This window comes from Legionella waltersii (assembly GCF_001468085.1).
Taxonomy (GTDB): Bacteria; Pseudomonadota; Gammaproteobacteria; order Legionellales; family Legionellaceae; genus Legionella; species Legionella waltersii.
On the sequence record NZ_LNZB01000060.1, the window covers coordinates 416,002 to 429,768 of the forward strand.

The window sequence follows — 13,767 nt, forward strand, 5'->3', positions numbered from 1 at the left end:
TCAATAGAATGGGGGGGTAAATATGATCATACAAATGCAAGTGGTTTTAGGTGGAGTGCTGTTGGGTTTAGCAGCGGGACTAATGCTTTTATTGAGAGGCAAGGTATTAGGGTGTAGTGGCATACTGTTTCGTACATGGGATTTAACAACCCATACACTGAATATGGAGAATCTTCTATTTCTAGCAGGCTTATTTTTATCAGGATTGCTTTTTAATTATTATCAGAACATCCCAAATCCCACGTCTCTTTTCAAAACAAATTATTGGCTTATGGTCTTGGGAGGGGTTTTAGTGGGTAGTGGTACTTTTCTAAGTAATGGTTGTACAAGTGGACATGGGCTGTGCGGGTTATCTCTTTGGCGTAAGCGTTCAATAATCGCTGTTTGTGTCTTTTTTCCCGTAGCAATAATCATTTCTCATCTTGTGCATTAGGAGTGTCCTTTGAAAATGCTTATCTCTTTTATTCTAGGCCTTGTATTTGGACTGGGTTTAATCTTATCGGGCATGTACAGCCCTGATATTATTCTATCTGGATTGAAAATTGGCGCAGATACTTTTCAGTTAAATTTATACGTCACCTTTATTTCTGCTCTATTCGTGACATTTGTTTTATTTCAAGTACGTCGAATCCTTGAAAAACCTGTTCTTAATGCTTGTTATGACCTACCCACTTCAGTTGCAATTGATTGGAAATTAATTGTTGGGGCAACACTATTTGGTGTAGGTTGGGGAATCACTGGATTATGCCCAGGGCCGAATATTGTTGGGCTAGGAATTATTTCGTGGCCCATTTACTGGCTTAATTTTTTAGGCATGGTGATTGGATTTTTAGGCACGCGATATTTGATTGTGAAATGGGGTAAATAAGGTGGGGATGATGGAGTTTTCTGGTCGATGTTTATGCGAAGCAGTTCATTTTCAGTTAAAGGGCACACTCAATGGTTTTTATTTCTGTCACTGCACGCGTTGTCAGAAAAGTAGTGGCAGTGCCCATGCCAGTAATTTGTTTTTTCATAATGCCAATTTGGTGTGGGAGCAAGGAGAAGAGTTTTGTGTGAACTATACTCACCAAGGAACTCGCTTTAGTAAAAGCTTTTGTAGCCAATGTGGCTGTCCTCTACCCAGAGTTATCGATGGTAAAAATAGGGTCATTATGGTACCAGCAGGATGCTTGGATGGTGATCAGGATTTTGAGCCCACAGCCCATATTTTTACTGACTCTAAAAAATCTTGGGAAGAAAAATTATCCCATGCGATAAGATTTTCTGGGTTACCGAAGTAAGCTTAGCTTTGGTGGAGTCATAGGTTTTAGATATTGAAAACCTTGGTTACGCCTGCGGCTGCACCAAGGGTCAATGAGCTATTTGGTGGTATTCATGATGGGTAGAGAGTTATTCAAATTCATCTATTTTAATTTTAAAAGAAGCAAGTAAAGAAATAGCTTCAGGGAGACAAAAGTGTGCATCACGTACATTATTTTCTGTTGGATCAATTCGATAATTGATGCTTCTTCTAAAATCAGCTGACTTAAGATTAGTATGATTGAATTCTGAGTTTTCAAAATCAGTGCCGCTTAGATCCGAGTTCGAAAGATCTGCGGCTCTAAAATCAGCATCATGCGCTTTGCAATCAACAATGGCGATACCAGGAAGTTTTAATTCATAAAATGAGGAATAACTGATATCACAGGTATTCAAAAAAATAGGGCTAGTAATAATAACCGATGGGAAGGTTATTTCTGTCCAATTGATTCCCTTCATTTTACAATCGGTAAACTCGGTCTCAACAAATGACGAGCCAGTCAGTTTTACCAGATTCATAGAGCAGGACTTAAAACCACACTCAATAAACTTACACTGTCTGATGAAGCCAGCATCAAAAATACAGTTTATGAAAACGCAATGTTCAAATCGATTGTTTTTGATTTCAATGCTCTGACAATCCAATTCAATAAACTGCTTGTCTGAGTATTCGGTACCACATTCAATCATTAATGATACTTCCTCAGCAGGAAAGACGGACCGCTATAGCTTCTGTCTATGAAAGAGAACCATTATACAATAAAAGTAGGATAATAATCCCTGACTTAAACAGATGTAAAGCATCCATCTTTTTGTGAGTGGTTTGGGCCATTTTGGCCCAACATTAGAAGTTTAGAGGTCTTCCTTTGCCGTGTTGCTTTCCAAGTGAATCTTTCGAAAAAATTTATGAATCACAGGAGAAAGCATGATCACAACTATAGCAATAAAAGCGAGTCCACTGAATAAAGCATAACATCCTGCAAATAATTTACCTGCAGTAGTTGTGAGCGTTGAGGCAGGCCCCATTCCTGAGAGAATCATAGATGCATTTAAAAATGAATCGATCCAAGACATCTGCTCAGTGAAATGGTAACCAAGTATCCCAATGCAAAGCGCTACAGCAATGAGCATTAAACCTATAAAGCTATTCCGAACGATGTGGTGATAGATGGTTGGTGGTTCAACAAAAAACGGTGTATGTCTTAAACGCATTCCAGTCCCTATGAAGATCCTAAAAACAGAGTATAGCGTATTAGTCTTTCAAGGACACTGAAAGCAAGATTCGGTTTAAGCTTTCCAGCCTATTAATTATATGTCCTAAAATTACCCAGTTTTGTCCCCAAATAACATGCTCAATACTGGATCATAAAGTACAATAATATGTCTTGTTGATGGTTGTTCATAATGTGTTCACCTCCATTGATAAGTACTATTCCCAATCGGGATTCACACGAATTTTAGAGGTAATTGATATGTACACTGCAGATGAAATCGAAAAAAAAGCAACGGATTGGTTTTTTGTTAAACGGTTACTCGAAGAGTCACCTGAGTCGCGACCGCTTTTAGCCGCGCATATCCAATCCCATTCCAACCACTTCTTAAAGGACTGGTTTACGTTGGAAACTGCAAAAAATACCTTTCCTGAGTTGATGGACTACTTAATGGATTTTGTCATTCAAGGTAAAAACCAATATCTTAGAAGCTGGTTTGAGATATCTCGAGCAAAAGAATTGTTTCCAGGGTTAACAGACTACTTAATGGATTTTGTGATTCAAGGTAAAAACCAATATCTTAGAAGCTGGTTTGATATCTCTCGAGCAAAAGAATTGTTTCCAGGGTTAACTGACTACTTAATGGATTTCGTCAGCCAAAATAAAGATCAGTTTCTTAGAAACTGGGGAGATGTATCGGATGCAAAAAGAGTGCTTCCTGGGTTGACTGATTACTTAATCGATTTTGTCAGCCAAAATAAAGATCAATTTCTTGCCAAGGAATATAATCGCGAACAAGCCATTCGAATTTTACCTACAGGTATGCAAAAACTAGGGCTTGAAAATCCAACTGAATCAACACCTAAAGTGACGTTATCTAGACCAATATCGATAAAGTTTTTCGAAGACAACTCTGCATCTTCCTCATATCCAAAGCCAGATGCAATGCATCATGGTAAAGATACAGGTGTCTACTCTCGATATACTGAAAGGGAAATTCTTCAAGCTGCTCAAGAATCTGACGACAATAGGGCAAAATTATATCTAAACCCTCACTTTAGAGCGATAATTTCAGATGACAATAGAGATCAGATGGTACTCAACCTTATTTCAGATGGCCATTTGAGCTATCGTGAGCCAGGATATGTGCCTGAAAAACCAAAAGACCTGTCAATAGACGCTTCAGCTGAAGATACGCTAGACGATTTGATCGAGAAAATAGAAAGCGGAACTATTGATTGGGATACCCTGGATGCAATCCAAGCAAGATTGCCAAAACCATAAATGCAAGTAGATTGGGGCCAAAACGACCCAGTCTACTGTGCTATACTTTCGGATTATACAAACACAATTTCTCGCTATGAATCTATCTATTGCTGGCGCTAAAACACTGGGGATATTACTTTTTCCGGACTTTGAGACTCTTGATGTCTTCGGACCACTCCAAATATTTGGGATGCTTCCTGATAAAATGACCATCGCGATGATTTCCCAAAACAAGGGCTTAGTCAAATCAACTCATGGACAATCGGTAATGTCTGATTATGATTGGGATAATGCGCCACATTTAGATTATTTATTGGTTCCAGGTGGGATGGGTACTCGAAAGGAGATTTATCATCAGGGTTTGCTTGACTGGATTAAGGCACGTTCGGCCCAAACAGATATTACATTGTCAGTCTGTACTGGAGCGGCATTGCTGGCAAAAGCTGGAGTGCTTGATGGTCATAAAGCCACAAGCAATAAACGAGCATTTAATTGGGTAACCGCACAAAGCACGAAGGTCGAATGGATTAAGAAAGCCCGATGGGTTGATGATGGTAAAGTCATTACTTCCTCAGGAATTTCCGCAGGAATTGATATGAGTTTATACGTTGTCTCACGTTTATTTGGCAAAGAAACTCGCGACGAATTGGCGAAGAGAGCGGAATACAATTTATGCATTGATTCGTCCTCAGATCCGTTCTCAGTGTTATAAACAGGACTTACGAAAAACCCCAATCTCTTCGTTAAAAGACATTGGGGTTTTTCGTAAGTACAGATAAAGCATTTTTAGACTGATCAACGAATTTGTTGAGTCATTTTTACCGAACAAATTAGGCTAATCAAATGACGTAATTTCAGAGTGTAATGCCAGATCATACAATCGTAACAATTGATTAGCAGTGACCCGATGTATTGATAGATCAGGAAGTTGATTCATTGGGAAGAAATCAATTTCAGAGATTTCCAAATTTTCCTTTTTCTCACCAGAAACAATATCGCATTGAAAAAAAATTTTGTAGGTATGAGGCCATCTTGGTGGGTGATCGTGTTTTTGCTTGTCCCATAAAGCAAGCAATCGATTCACCTCCACATTGAAACCAGTCTCTTCAAATAGTTCTCTGACAACAGCTTCCGATGGGGATTCATTCACATCAACCCATCCACCAGGTAAAGTCCACAAATTATCGGATCGTTCTCTGACGAGAAGCAATTTATCGTTTTTTAAAACAAACCCTCTGACATCTAATTTAGGTGTTGTATACCCATTATCCATCGAAAAACATTGTGCAACGGCATCAAAATTTTTATCAGAGAAATGAGCTGCCATCTCTTTGGCTATTTCATCCAGTCGATGATAACGTTCAATATCAAATTCATTTTTTGAAAAGGTAAGGCCGTTTTGAGAGAGGGCATGAATTTCAGAGACCCATTTCAATAGCTTGTCATTCATTGGTCTACCTAATAATTGGACGGAAATTAGTAGAAAACATCATTCTAGCTTACAGTACATACTTTAGGACATCAATTGGCTGATCAGGATGCTAAGCAAGGGGCTTAGATCAAAACACCTCAATCTTGCCTAATTACAGGTGGTCTATACTGTATAATAATCATGAAGCAAATCGCTTGGGTCAAATCCCCAAAGCTAAGATTACTTGATACAAACTAACTGCTAAAGAAGAGATTATGAAAAAGCTTATTTTCTGCATTTTAGTGATTCTCTTTCCTGCGAGTCTTTGGGCCACTCCTGTCGTTCATTTCTCTCAGACCTATTATAAAATTAAGGGCTATACCGCAGAAGAGTTGCGTAAACAACTTGATGCACTAGGGCCAGTTAACAAAGGCAAACACTATGATGCTTACCTCTCGTGGTACATCAATTGGAACTATAATTGGCGTTACGATAACCCTAGTCAAAATCCTTGCTACATTACTGATGTGCAAGTCACTGCAAAAATTGTTAGTACTCTTCCTGAGTGGGAGGATAAAAGTTTAGGCGATCCCACCATTCAAATGAAATGGGATAATTATCTTAGTGCTTTAATCGCTCATGAAAAAGGACATGAAAAAAACGGTAATGAAGCAGCGACTGAGGTAGAAAATACCCTGCTAAGCATTCCACCACAATCCAGTTGTAAGCTGTTGCAGGATGCTATCCAAAGTCAAGCTCAGTCAGTTATTCAGAAACACAATGACTGGGATATTAATTACGATGCTACTACTGGTCATGGGAAAACCCAAGGTGCAGTATTTCCCTAATGCAGAAAATAAATAATAAGTATGTGTCGCTCAAATTAGAGCACGAAGTGTAATCCGGTAAATAATACATTGAACCTCGGATTACGACTTTGTCTAGTATGGGCTAGGTATGTTCAGGCCTTTTTCTTAATGACTTTAGCTCACTTTGCCTTGATTTATCATCAAGGATTTTTTGTTTTGCTCGTCTTGAGCGTCGTTTCTTCTGACGTTTTATTTTTTCAAGGTCTTGCTGGGCTTTGGTTTTTTCATCACTGATCATCGAATGCAATTTCTCACAAAGCCTCATTCTAGCAAAATAGCGATTATCCTCTCGGCTTCGAGATTCCTGACATTTGATTTCCAATCCTGAAGGTAAATGCTTCAAATACACCGTTGAGGATGTTTTATGCAGATTTTGTCCACCCTTACCACTGCCTATTATAAATTTCTCAATGAAATCTGCTTCTTTGATTTGAAGTTTCATCATCCAATCTGCTAATTTATCCCACTTTTGTTTATTAATCATATTGAGTATTTATTTTGAATATATCGAAGTCTTCGGTTCTATAATCTTAACTGCATTCGACCCAACAGACTAAGCCGGGCCTAGACTGATAATATTGCCTATACACCACAAAAAAGATAGCATTTGGCTTCTAATATTTTCAGTCAGCTAAAGGGAATTATGGTGCACCTCATTAAAGCATTAAAATCACTTAACCTTCTCATTATTTTTTATGCACCAATAGCGCACTCAATAACGAACCCTTCCCAGGAACTCTATTTCCTACACCAATTGTTCATGATCTTCAGGAACTAACCAACACAATTGGCGGTCGACCGACAGGTTCAGAAGCGATGAATAAAGCCGTTGCTTGGGTTGTAAAACGATTTAACGATGCTGGTCTTGAACCTGAGGGATCGACACATTTTTTAAAAAGGGGCATTTATACCAAAGGTCAGGTGTTTCGCCGAATGGCGTTGTCTTAAGCGGTGTTATTAGGTTCATCTATCTGGCCCTCATCGGTCCGCTCCCTCACGGTCGCGGCTCGGTTTCTTCTTTGCTGTCTGAATCAAATCTTAGTCACAGCAGGGATTGAGTCGGTCCGCTCCCTCACGGTCGCGGCTCGGTTTCTTCTTTGCTGTCTGAATCAAATCTTAGTCACAGCAGGGATTGAGTCGGTCCGCTTGCTGACGCGCGCGGCCCGGTTCTTTCTTTGCTGTCTGCATCAAATCCTAGTCACCGCAGGGAGTGAACCGAGCCGCGCGCGTCAGCAAGCGGATACGGAACTATCCGCTTTCACGAATGACGCTACTAAGGCAGCGCCATTCGGAGAAGCCCCGAACCTACGCTTACTGACCATCAAAGAAGAGATTAGTTGGGGCACTATAATAGGTGTCGATTCCTCAGGGTCCGTCCTCATTCCATTTATGGAATTTCAAATTTCGTATCCATTTAAATAATTAATACCTTAGTACCGGGATTGGCTCTTACCCAATTGGCTACGTATTCAATGTAGTTGTTTTTGCCAACGGCAATGCATCCGCGTGTTGAACTTGGTAAGTTGTTTAACCAACCAAACGCTCTGGACGATTGAGTAGGACCATGAATCCCTACATCTCTACCTGAATAGCCTGCTGCTAATTGTTTTGAGGTTGGATAGAGAATTGGAATAAAGACTTTAAATTGGCTGGATTTTCTTGGATAAGCTAAACCATATAAACCAACAGGAGTTTTATTATCCCCAGCACGTTTTTTTCCCACACCTTTGTAACCCAGAGCCACTTTAAAGGATTTAACCACATTTCCTTGTTTACAGATATTTAAAACTCGCTTTGAAGTGTTTACATTGATTCCGCTTGATAAAGGACAAGTCGAACTGCTTGCAAATAGTGCTACAGGAAACAAAATAGATACCAGTAAAGAAATTGCTTTTATTTTCATATAAGTAGACTAATACAATTAAAATTGGTCAATAATTATTCCATAATAGTGCTTTTTTTCCTAGAGGCTATCTGGGTGAATTTTGCCCATTAAGTCATAAGTAGATCAAAATGGATTAAATTAGCTCGTTTTAATGGTTTGGAAGTTGAGTTAAATGAGCTGGCCTAGGTTTGTTTATGGAAGTCAATGCATTCTCTAGGAATCGATGTGTTATATTTCTCATCAAACATGAAAACAATCAATTAAGGATAATGAAGATGTACAATTCATCAGATGTATTCAATTTACCAATTTCTTCTGACGCTGACAAACGTCAATCTGACGTGTTTTTACCCTCCTCGCTAACGTCTGCAAGAGACATTACCGGTATTCCAGAAGCGATGACTGTAAGTTATTGGGATGATAAATCGCAATTACATCAAGACTACGTCGTCATTGGTGGGGGGATTATTGGATTAGCAACAGCTGTTTTTCTTAAAGAGTCAGAGCCAGATGCACGAGTTTTGGTGTTAGAAAGTGGTGTTTTACCTTCAGGTGCTAGCACGCGAAATGCTGGTTTCACCTGTTTTGGAAGTTTAACTGAGATTTTAGACGATGTAGAGGTAATGGGCATTGAGAAAGCCATTGCCCAAGTTAAAGATCGTTGGGAGGGGTTAAAATTATTACGGCAGGCTTTAGGGGATGACGCCATAGGTTTTAGCCAAAAGGGTAATTATGAATTAATTAGCGAGGAATTAGTTCCTCAATTACAGCACCTAGAAAGCACCAACAAGCTCTTACGCCCTATTTTTGAAGACGATGTATTTGTCCGTGTGGACGAACAAATTGACGAGTTTGGATTTTCCAAGAACCATGTCAAAGCACTCGTCCTGAATCAATTTGAAGGCGAGCTAGATTCAGGGAAAATGATGCAAGTATTGCAACAAAAGGCACAATCCTTAGGGGTAGTGATTCGATATGGAAGTAAAGCAGAGCGTCCACGTAATAGTGTTGGTGGATTAGAAATTCCAGTTAAAAGCGAGCAGGGAAAAACAATATTATTCCGAGCAAAAGCAGCGGCAGTTTGTGTGAATGGGTATACTCAACATCTTTTACCTGAGTTTGGTATTCAACCAGGTCGAGGTCAAATTCTTGTAACGGCGCCGCTTGAAAAACCTCTTCGATTTAACGCACCATGCCACATGGGAAAAGGATATTGGTATTTCAGGGCTTTGCCTGATAATCGTATTTTATTCGGCGGAGGAAGAAATTTGAATTTTTCTCAAGAAACCACCACTACACTGAGCACCACGCCTGACATTATGGGACCACTTAAAGAGATTCTAAAGCAAGTGATAGTGCCTGGACAAGATCCTAAAATTGACTATTCATGGGCAGGTCTGATGGGTTATTCTCATGATCATTTGCCTAAAGTTGAAGTAGTCCCAACACAGCCTCATCTCATTCTAGGTTTTGGCTGTAATGGTATGGGTGTGGCAAGAGGCTTTCATACTGGACAAAAGACGGCAGCACTTTTGAAAACTATGGCATAAATTAAGCTATGTGAGAAAAGGGAATACTTCGAGGGTTCGACTGAGCTTCACGTTCTTCCACCACCATTGCTTCTTCAATTTGTTTCTCAATCGTCAGTGAAGTTAGAGACTCAATTGTTGTGTCAAGGGGAGAGTAGACTCCATGACCAGCCCTTGGCACTTTAGATTGAATCCCCTGATTTAATTGTCCTTTAGGATCTAATACAATTAAATCATCAAGTGATTTTGCTCCTAAGTTAAAAACCACGCTACTGCCAAATAAAGGGGTAGGATTCGCTTTTTCTTGAGTTAATCGTTTAAACGTTTGCTTATAACATAAACTAGGTTCTTCGGTGTCACTTCCAGCACCAACCAAAGTCACCTGATTTCTTAATGTTGACCAAGTGAGTTTTCTACCCGTAAGATGTTGTACGTCTGAAAGTATTTTGTCCAGTTCTTTTTGAACTTCCAATTTTGTTGTGCGATTTCCGTTGATATGCGCGACATAATAACAAGGAGTTGCATGTTGATCATGGGTGGCAATCAAGAGACCGACACAATCTACAAAACCTTCGGTACCTAAAATGTCTAAGTCATCTTCTTTAAATCCTGCTCCTGCATCAACGCCTACCCGATAACAACTTAATCTCTTCATGCTTTTAATCGTATTCGAGTTAGATAACTCTATAAATTCTTTGCATTTTTTTACAAGTAAGGAAAATTCTGGTTCTGCAGCTTCGTCCCGTTTCTTCTGTAAGTTTTTTAAGAGTATAGCTACTCTCCAGTTGTCCTCATCGTTAAGGTCTATTTTTGACATTGCGTCTATTGCGTCATCGAATTTGCCGTAGTGTGAAAGTTTTGTATAATAGTCTGACACGTCACCGAGTCTTATGTGTTCTGTATCCAGCAGAACGACCTCATGGTTATCTTTCTCTATAACAATCTTGACCATTTTGTTAAACCTATCACATAATGTATTTGTATTATACACTTGGGGTGTGATTTGTGTAAATATAATGCTCAATTGAGGTAAGCTATTGAGCCATCATCAATCGTTAATACGCAAGTTAGACCAAAATAACCAAAGCTACCTTTATTCATGAATCGTTATCAATGAACATGAAACAAGGTGTTCTGAGTTGTTTATGACAAACCTTTTGGTTAAGATCTCCTTGAAATTACCTCTGTTCTGAAGAACAAACGCATGGTCTAAATCCAGTGAATTATCCAGTACTCTATACTTTCAGGCGCTGTCCTTTTGCGATTAGGGCAAGAATGGCACTTGCTTACTCCAAGATAAATGTCGAACAACGCGAGGTAGATCTTAAAAATAAACCCAAGGAGATGCTTTTAGCCTCACCCAAAGGCACTGTTCCAGTGCTGGTTTTAGAAGATGGGCATGTTATTGATGAAAGCATTGAGATCATGATTTGGGCTTTAACACAATCTGATCCAGAAGGATGGTTATGTAATACACTCAGAGATCAATCCAATGAGTTAATTCGCTTGAACGATAAAGAATTCAAACCGATTTTGGACAGCTATAAATACCCACAAAGGACAGCGAAAAGGGATCCAATTTATTACAGAGACGAATCCAAGGATTATCTCAATGCGTTAAATTCATTATTGCTGAAAAAGCGATTTCTGTTAGCAGATCGCATCAGTATAGCTGATGTTGCGTTATTTCCTTTTATCAGACAGTTTTGCATGGTTGACCCACAATGGTTTGAACAAAGTGAATATTCAAATTTGTACACCTGGTTGCAGTTTTTTTTAAACTCGGAATTGTTTCTTGGGGTAATGAAAAAACTGGATTGACAAGCATAAAAACAAGCTATTCGTTTTTAATGCATTTGCAGTGTCAGGAATTTAGCTCAGAATGATTGGCATACTATCCCTCTGTTTCTGCACGCGTAGTTATCAATACCAGCAATCCATTTAAATCTCAACCTAAATTGGTTTCTTCTGTTTCTATATCGGCCAACAATGACTCTAAACCGCTTAGCATTGCAATCACCTTCTCGTTTAAAACACACTCACTAGAGAGCGAATTAAAACTCGAAGTTCGAGTATTAAAAACAATCATAAAAAATCAATGCTCGTTTTTCGGTGGCAAAGTCTAGTGAGCTTGCTATAGTTTAATCATTCGATGGGTTTAGTGTGTATGAATTGATGATTGAGAAGCAGACACAACTGTATTATAAAGCTCTCCTTGCAAAAGATAATCAGTATGAAGGAGTATTCTATGTGGGAGTCAAAACAACGGGTGTTTTTTGCCGACCCACTTGTCCAGCAAGAAAACCTAAAATAGAGAATTGTGAGTTTTTTAAATCAGCACAAGCTGCATTACTTGCATCCTATAGGCCCTGCAAGCGGTGTAAACCTTTATCTCATCCGAATGAAGTGTCAGACTTAGTACGCTTTTTGGTTGACGCTGTAGAAAGAGAACCTACAAAACGATGGAAGACGGTGGATTTTAAGAATCTTTCCATTGATGAATCTACTGCGAGACGGCAATTTAAAAAACGATTTGGAATGACCTTTGTGGCTTATGCTCGTGCTCGCAGAATGGGAGAAGCGATGAAAGAAATTAGAGGTGGGAGTTCGGTGATTGAGGTTCAATTGCAAACTGGTTATGAATCAGGAAGTGGCTTTCGTGATGCGTTTTCAAAAATACTAGGTGATGTACCTGCCCGAGTTGATCAGCATTTGCAAGTGTTGAAAGCAACATGGACTGATACCATTTTAGGACCTATGGTTGCTATGGCAGATGATAATGCTCTTTATTTACTGGAGTTTGTCACTCGACGAGGATTGGAACGTGAAGTAGAACGTTTGCGACGCAGGGGTTTTGCCATTATTCCAGGAGAAAATAGCATTTTATCGTCGATTACTCGTGAACTTAAGGCGTATTTTGAGGGCACCCTTTTCGAGTTTAAAACACCTTATCGTGTGTTTGGAAGTCCCTTTCAACAGCAAGTCTGGGATGCGCTTTGTAAAATACCCTATGGAGAAACTCGAAGTTACAAGGAACAAGCTATTTCGTTAGGGAAGCCAAGTTCTTTTAGAGCAGTTGCCAATGCCAATGGGATGAATCAATTGGCACTCATTATCCCATGTCATCGCGTAATAGCCAGCGATGGAACTTTAGGGGGATATGGTGGAGGTATTGCTGTAAAACAATGGTTGCTTGAACATGAAAAGCAATGCTGCAAGCATGGCTCAGTTGAATAGGTTGAGCTTTTTCTTTATTCTTTCACTAGTTGTCAATGCTCTATCAAGGCAAATAGGAATAACCTTGATGGAACATCGCGTAATGAGTGAAGAACAACATGATTTTACATCCAATCCGTCATATAATTTTATATTGAATGATGAGGTTATTGCTTTTATTGTGGAGCAACGCTTTTGAACTTTAGTAATTGATTCCAATTCTTTCAGCATGAATAAGATCCAGCGGCTCTCTATTCATTGGCTGGGTTTATTTACAATAAGGGAGTGTCCATGCAGGATTGTGTAGAAACTATTAATAAGGACTTAATTCATGCGGAAAATAAAGGACTTGATGACTTACATAACCAAATGAATCAATCTCTCATGGAAGCTCAGCATCTTGTCTTTGAAATTCTTCCTGAGCTTATTAAGCAAATCATTGAGCAAAAACTATGGCAAGAGAAGAATCACATCAATTTTGGTGAGTACGCATTAGATGCATCATCTAATGGTTTGAATGTAAACAATAACAACAAGTTATGGCTATTAAAGCGCATTATGGATATTTATGGACAGCATGCGGTTGAATGGAGTGATGTTCTAACACTAGTTGATGGAGCAGCCAGGAATTATGCTAAGAAGAATAAAATTCAAATGAAAGCCTTGCATCGTAGTTTGGATTATACAGATAAGGCCCAAACTGCTTCTACAGACGACGCAATTACCTACTTACCATCCCGCACTAAATCAGAAGATGGTCAACTTTTAAAATTACGTCACACGGACCAAGAGGCTTACCATAAGGTTACAAATGGCGAGATGTCTTTAAAAGAGGCATTTCCCAAAAAACCTCGAAAATACATAGAGCCTATTGAATGGGTGAAAACCAAATTTAATTCTCTATCTAGCTCTGATCGAGAGTCATTTATTGCTTGGATTGAACAGCAAAAAGACTCATAAAAGATGAGTTGCCTTGTATTTAATAAGTATTCAAGAGTTCGCATGAAAAATAGCCTAGTGATTAAAGTCTGGCGCTGTTCTATCCAAATTCCAGTTCCTTAAACTGTTTGTGACATCA

At 39.1% G+C, this 13,767-nt stretch carries 19 protein-coding genes; 12 read left to right on the plus strand and 7 right to left on the minus strand.

From position 1 onward, the window contains the following. Nucleotides 1-22: 22 nt before the first annotated feature. Genes Lwal_RS15010 through Lwal_RS15020 form a run of 3 tightly spaced genes read left to right on the plus strand, consistent with a single transcriptional unit; the run spans nt 23 to nt 1,283 of the window. Nucleotides 23-433 (plus strand): YeeE/YedE family protein, encoded by a 411-nt coding sequence (locus tag Lwal_RS15010; RefSeq protein WP_058481610.1) that lies wholly within the window; start codon nt 23-25, stop codon nt 431-433. A gap of 15 nt (nt 434-448) precedes the next feature. Next, nucleotides 449-868 (plus strand): DUF6691 family protein, encoded by a 420-nt coding sequence (locus Lwal_RS15015; protein WP_231951058.1) that lies wholly within the window; start codon nt 449-451, stop codon nt 866-868. 7 nt (nt 869-875) lie between these two features. Further along, nucleotides 876-1,283, plus strand: coding sequence for a GFA family protein (locus Lwal_RS15020; protein ID WP_065235679.1), 408 nt, complete (start codon nt 876-878; stop codon nt 1,281-1,283). 109 nt (nt 1,284-1,392) lie between these two features. Here the strand turns inward: Lwal_RS15020 and Lwal_RS15025 are convergent, their stop codons facing one another. After that, nucleotides 1,393-1,992 carry a pentapeptide repeat-containing protein gene (locus tag Lwal_RS15025; protein ID WP_058481613.1) on the minus strand — a complete coding sequence of 200 codons (600 nt, stop codon included), beginning with the start codon at nt 1,990-1,992 and terminating at the stop codon, nt 1,393-1,395. A gap of 162 nt (nt 1,993-2,154) precedes the next feature. Continuing rightward, complete coding sequence (locus tag Lwal_RS15030; protein WP_058481614.1) at nt 2,155-2,514, minus strand: hypothetical protein; 360 nt, start codon at nt 2,512-2,514, stop codon at nt 2,155-2,157. A gap of 260 nt (nt 2,515-2,774) precedes the next feature. Here Lwal_RS15030 and Lwal_RS15035 point away from each other — a divergent pair, with 260 nt between their 5' ends. Beyond that, nucleotides 2,775-3,797 carry a hypothetical protein gene (locus Lwal_RS15035; protein WP_133141263.1) on the plus strand — a complete coding sequence of 341 codons (1,023 nt, stop codon included), beginning with the start codon at nt 2,775-2,777 and terminating at the stop codon, nt 3,795-3,797. A gap of 76 nt (nt 3,798-3,873) precedes the next feature. Next, nucleotides 3,874-4,491, plus strand: a complete 618-nt coding sequence (locus Lwal_RS15040; protein ID WP_065235674.1) for a DJ-1/PfpI family protein — start codon at nt 3,874-3,876, stop codon at nt 4,489-4,491. A 123-nt stretch (nt 4,492-4,614) separates the two neighbouring features. Here the strand turns inward: Lwal_RS15040 and Lwal_RS15045 are convergent, their stop codons facing one another. Next, nucleotides 4,615-5,229, minus strand: a complete 615-nt coding sequence (locus Lwal_RS15045; RefSeq protein WP_058481616.1) for an NUDIX hydrolase — start codon at nt 5,227-5,229, stop codon at nt 4,615-4,617. A gap of 236 nt (nt 5,230-5,465) precedes the next feature. Here Lwal_RS15045 and Lwal_RS15050 point away from each other — a divergent pair, with 236 nt between their 5' ends. Then, on the plus strand, nt 5,466-6,038 hold the full coding sequence (locus tag Lwal_RS15050) for a DUF922 domain-containing Zn-dependent protease (protein ID WP_231950957.1): 573 nt from the start codon (nt 5,466-5,468) through the stop codon (nt 6,036-6,038). A gap of 103 nt (nt 6,039-6,141) precedes the next feature. On the opposite strand, the gene Lwal_RS15055 is transcribed toward Lwal_RS15050, so the two are convergent. Then, entirely contained in the window at nt 6,142-6,543 is a 402-nt protein-coding gene (locus tag Lwal_RS15055; RefSeq protein ID WP_058481618.1) for a peptide chain release factor family protein, read from the minus strand. A 332-nt stretch (nt 6,544-6,875) separates the two neighbouring features. Between Lwal_RS15055 and Lwal_RS18085 the strand changes: the two genes are divergently transcribed. Then, nucleotides 6,876-7,007 carry a hypothetical protein gene (locus Lwal_RS18085; protein ID WP_269458306.1) on the plus strand — a complete coding sequence of 44 codons (132 nt, stop codon included), beginning with the start codon at nt 6,876-6,878 and terminating at the stop codon, nt 7,005-7,007. Nucleotides 7,008-7,473: 466 nt separating this feature from the next. Here Lwal_RS18085 and Lwal_RS15065 read toward each other — a convergent pair whose 3' ends face one another. Continuing rightward, complete coding sequence (locus Lwal_RS15065) at nt 7,474-7,962, minus strand: L,D-transpeptidase family protein (RefSeq protein ID WP_058481620.1); 489 nt, start codon at nt 7,960-7,962, stop codon at nt 7,474-7,476. A 257-nt stretch (nt 7,963-8,219) separates the two neighbouring features. On the opposite strand from Lwal_RS15065, the gene Lwal_RS15070 reads away from it, so the two are divergent. After that, nucleotides 8,220-9,494, plus strand: coding sequence for an NAD(P)/FAD-dependent oxidoreductase (locus Lwal_RS15070; protein WP_058481621.1), 1,275 nt, complete (start codon nt 8,220-8,222; stop codon nt 9,492-9,494). Nucleotide 9,495: 1 nt separating this feature from the next. Here the strand turns inward: Lwal_RS15070 and Lwal_RS15075 are convergent, their stop codons facing one another. After that, nucleotides 9,496-10,425 (minus strand): hypothetical protein, encoded by a 930-nt coding sequence (locus tag Lwal_RS15075; protein WP_058481622.1) that lies wholly within the window; start codon nt 10,423-10,425, stop codon nt 9,496-9,498. Between the two features lie 266 nt (nt 10,426-10,691). Between Lwal_RS15075 and Lwal_RS15080 the strand changes: the two genes are divergently transcribed. Then, nucleotides 10,692-11,294 carry a glutathione S-transferase gene (locus Lwal_RS15080; protein WP_083500119.1) on the plus strand — a complete coding sequence of 201 codons (603 nt, stop codon included), beginning with the start codon at nt 10,692-10,694 and terminating at the stop codon, nt 11,292-11,294. A 127-nt stretch (nt 11,295-11,421) separates the two neighbouring features. Here Lwal_RS15080 and Lwal_RS17465 read toward each other — a convergent pair whose 3' ends face one another. Beyond that, a complete protein-coding gene (locus Lwal_RS17465; RefSeq protein ID WP_157066291.1) occupies nt 11,422-11,562 on the minus strand; it encodes a hypothetical protein in 141 nt (46 codons plus the stop codon). 86 nt (nt 11,563-11,648) lie between these two features. Here Lwal_RS17465 and Lwal_RS15085 point away from each other — a divergent pair, with 86 nt between their 5' ends. The 3 genes from Lwal_RS15085 to Lwal_RS15090 all read left to right on the plus strand — a co-directional run bounded on the left by Lwal_RS15085 (nt 11,649) and on the right by Lwal_RS15090 (nt 13,649). Continuing rightward, complete coding sequence (locus Lwal_RS15085) at nt 11,649-12,710, plus strand: bifunctional transcriptional activator/DNA repair enzyme AdaA (protein ID WP_083500137.1); 1,062 nt, start codon at nt 11,649-11,651, stop codon at nt 12,708-12,710. After that, nucleotides 12,673-12,888: a hypothetical protein gene (locus Lwal_RS17470; protein WP_133141262.1), complete on the plus strand. Its 216-nt coding sequence runs from the start codon at nt 12,673-12,675 to the stop codon at nt 12,886-12,888. The genes Lwal_RS15085 and Lwal_RS17470 overlap by 38 nt, the downstream gene beginning before the upstream one ends. A gap of 92 nt (nt 12,889-12,980) precedes the next feature. After that, on the plus strand, nt 12,981-13,649 hold the full coding sequence (locus tag Lwal_RS15090; protein WP_058481624.1) for a hypothetical protein: 669 nt from the start codon (nt 12,981-12,983) through the stop codon (nt 13,647-13,649). The last annotated feature ends 118 nt before the right edge of the window (nt 13,650-13,767 follow it).

Coding starts and splice junctions, on each gene's coding strand:
- Lwal_RS15010 (WP_058481610.1), top strand. CDS start 23: ATGATCATACAAATGCAAGTGGTTTTAGGTGGAGTGCTGTTGGGTTTA.
- Lwal_RS15015 (WP_231951058.1), top strand. CDS start 449: ATGCTTATCTCTTTTATTCTAGGCCTTGTATTTGGACTGGGTTTAATC.
- Lwal_RS15020 (WP_065235679.1), top strand. CDS start 876: ATGATGGAGTTTTCTGGTCGATGTTTATGCGAAGCAGTTCATTTTCAG.
- Lwal_RS15025 (WP_058481613.1), bottom strand. CDS start 1,992: ATGATTGAATGTGGTACCGAATACTCAGACAAGCAGTTTATTGAATTG.
- Lwal_RS15030 (WP_058481614.1), bottom strand. CDS start 2,514: ATGCGTTTAAGACATACACCGTTTTTTGTTGAACCACCAACCATCTAT.
- Lwal_RS15035 (WP_133141263.1), top strand. CDS start 2,775: ATGTACACTGCAGATGAAATCGAAAAAAAAGCAACGGATTGGTTTTTT.
- Lwal_RS15040 (WP_065235674.1), top strand. CDS start 3,874: ATGAATCTATCTATTGCTGGCGCTAAAACACTGGGGATATTACTTTTT.
- Lwal_RS15045 (WP_058481616.1), bottom strand. CDS start 5,229: ATGAATGACAAGCTATTGAAATGGGTCTCTGAAATTCATGCCCTCTCT.
- Lwal_RS15050 (WP_231950957.1), top strand. CDS start 5,466: ATGAAAAAGCTTATTTTCTGCATTTTAGTGATTCTCTTTCCTGCGAGT.
- Lwal_RS15055 (WP_058481618.1), bottom strand. CDS start 6,543: ATGATTAATAAACAAAAGTGGGATAAATTAGCAGATTGGATGATGAAA.
- Lwal_RS18085 (WP_269458306.1), top strand. CDS start 6,876: ATGAATAAAGCCGTTGCTTGGGTTGTAAAACGATTTAACGATGCTGGT.
- Lwal_RS15065 (WP_058481620.1), bottom strand. CDS start 7,962: ATGAAAATAAAAGCAATTTCTTTACTGGTATCTATTTTGTTTCCTGTA.
- Lwal_RS15070 (WP_058481621.1), top strand. CDS start 8,220: ATGTACAATTCATCAGATGTATTCAATTTACCAATTTCTTCTGACGCT.
- Lwal_RS15075 (WP_058481622.1), bottom strand. CDS start 10,425: ATGGTCAAGATTGTTATAGAGAAAGATAACCATGAGGTCGTTCTGCTG.
- Lwal_RS17465 (WP_157066291.1), bottom strand. CDS start 11,562: ATGATTGTTTTTAATACTCGAACTTCGAGTTTTAATTCGCTCTCTAGT.
- Lwal_RS15085 (WP_083500137.1), top strand. CDS start 11,649: ATGATTGAGAAGCAGACACAACTGTATTATAAAGCTCTCCTTGCAAAA.
- Lwal_RS17470 (WP_133141262.1), top strand. CDS start 12,673: ATGAAAAGCAATGCTGCAAGCATGGCTCAGTTGAATAGGTTGAGCTTT.
- Lwal_RS15090 (WP_058481624.1), top strand. CDS start 12,981: ATGCAGGATTGTGTAGAAACTATTAATAAGGACTTAATTCATGCGGAA.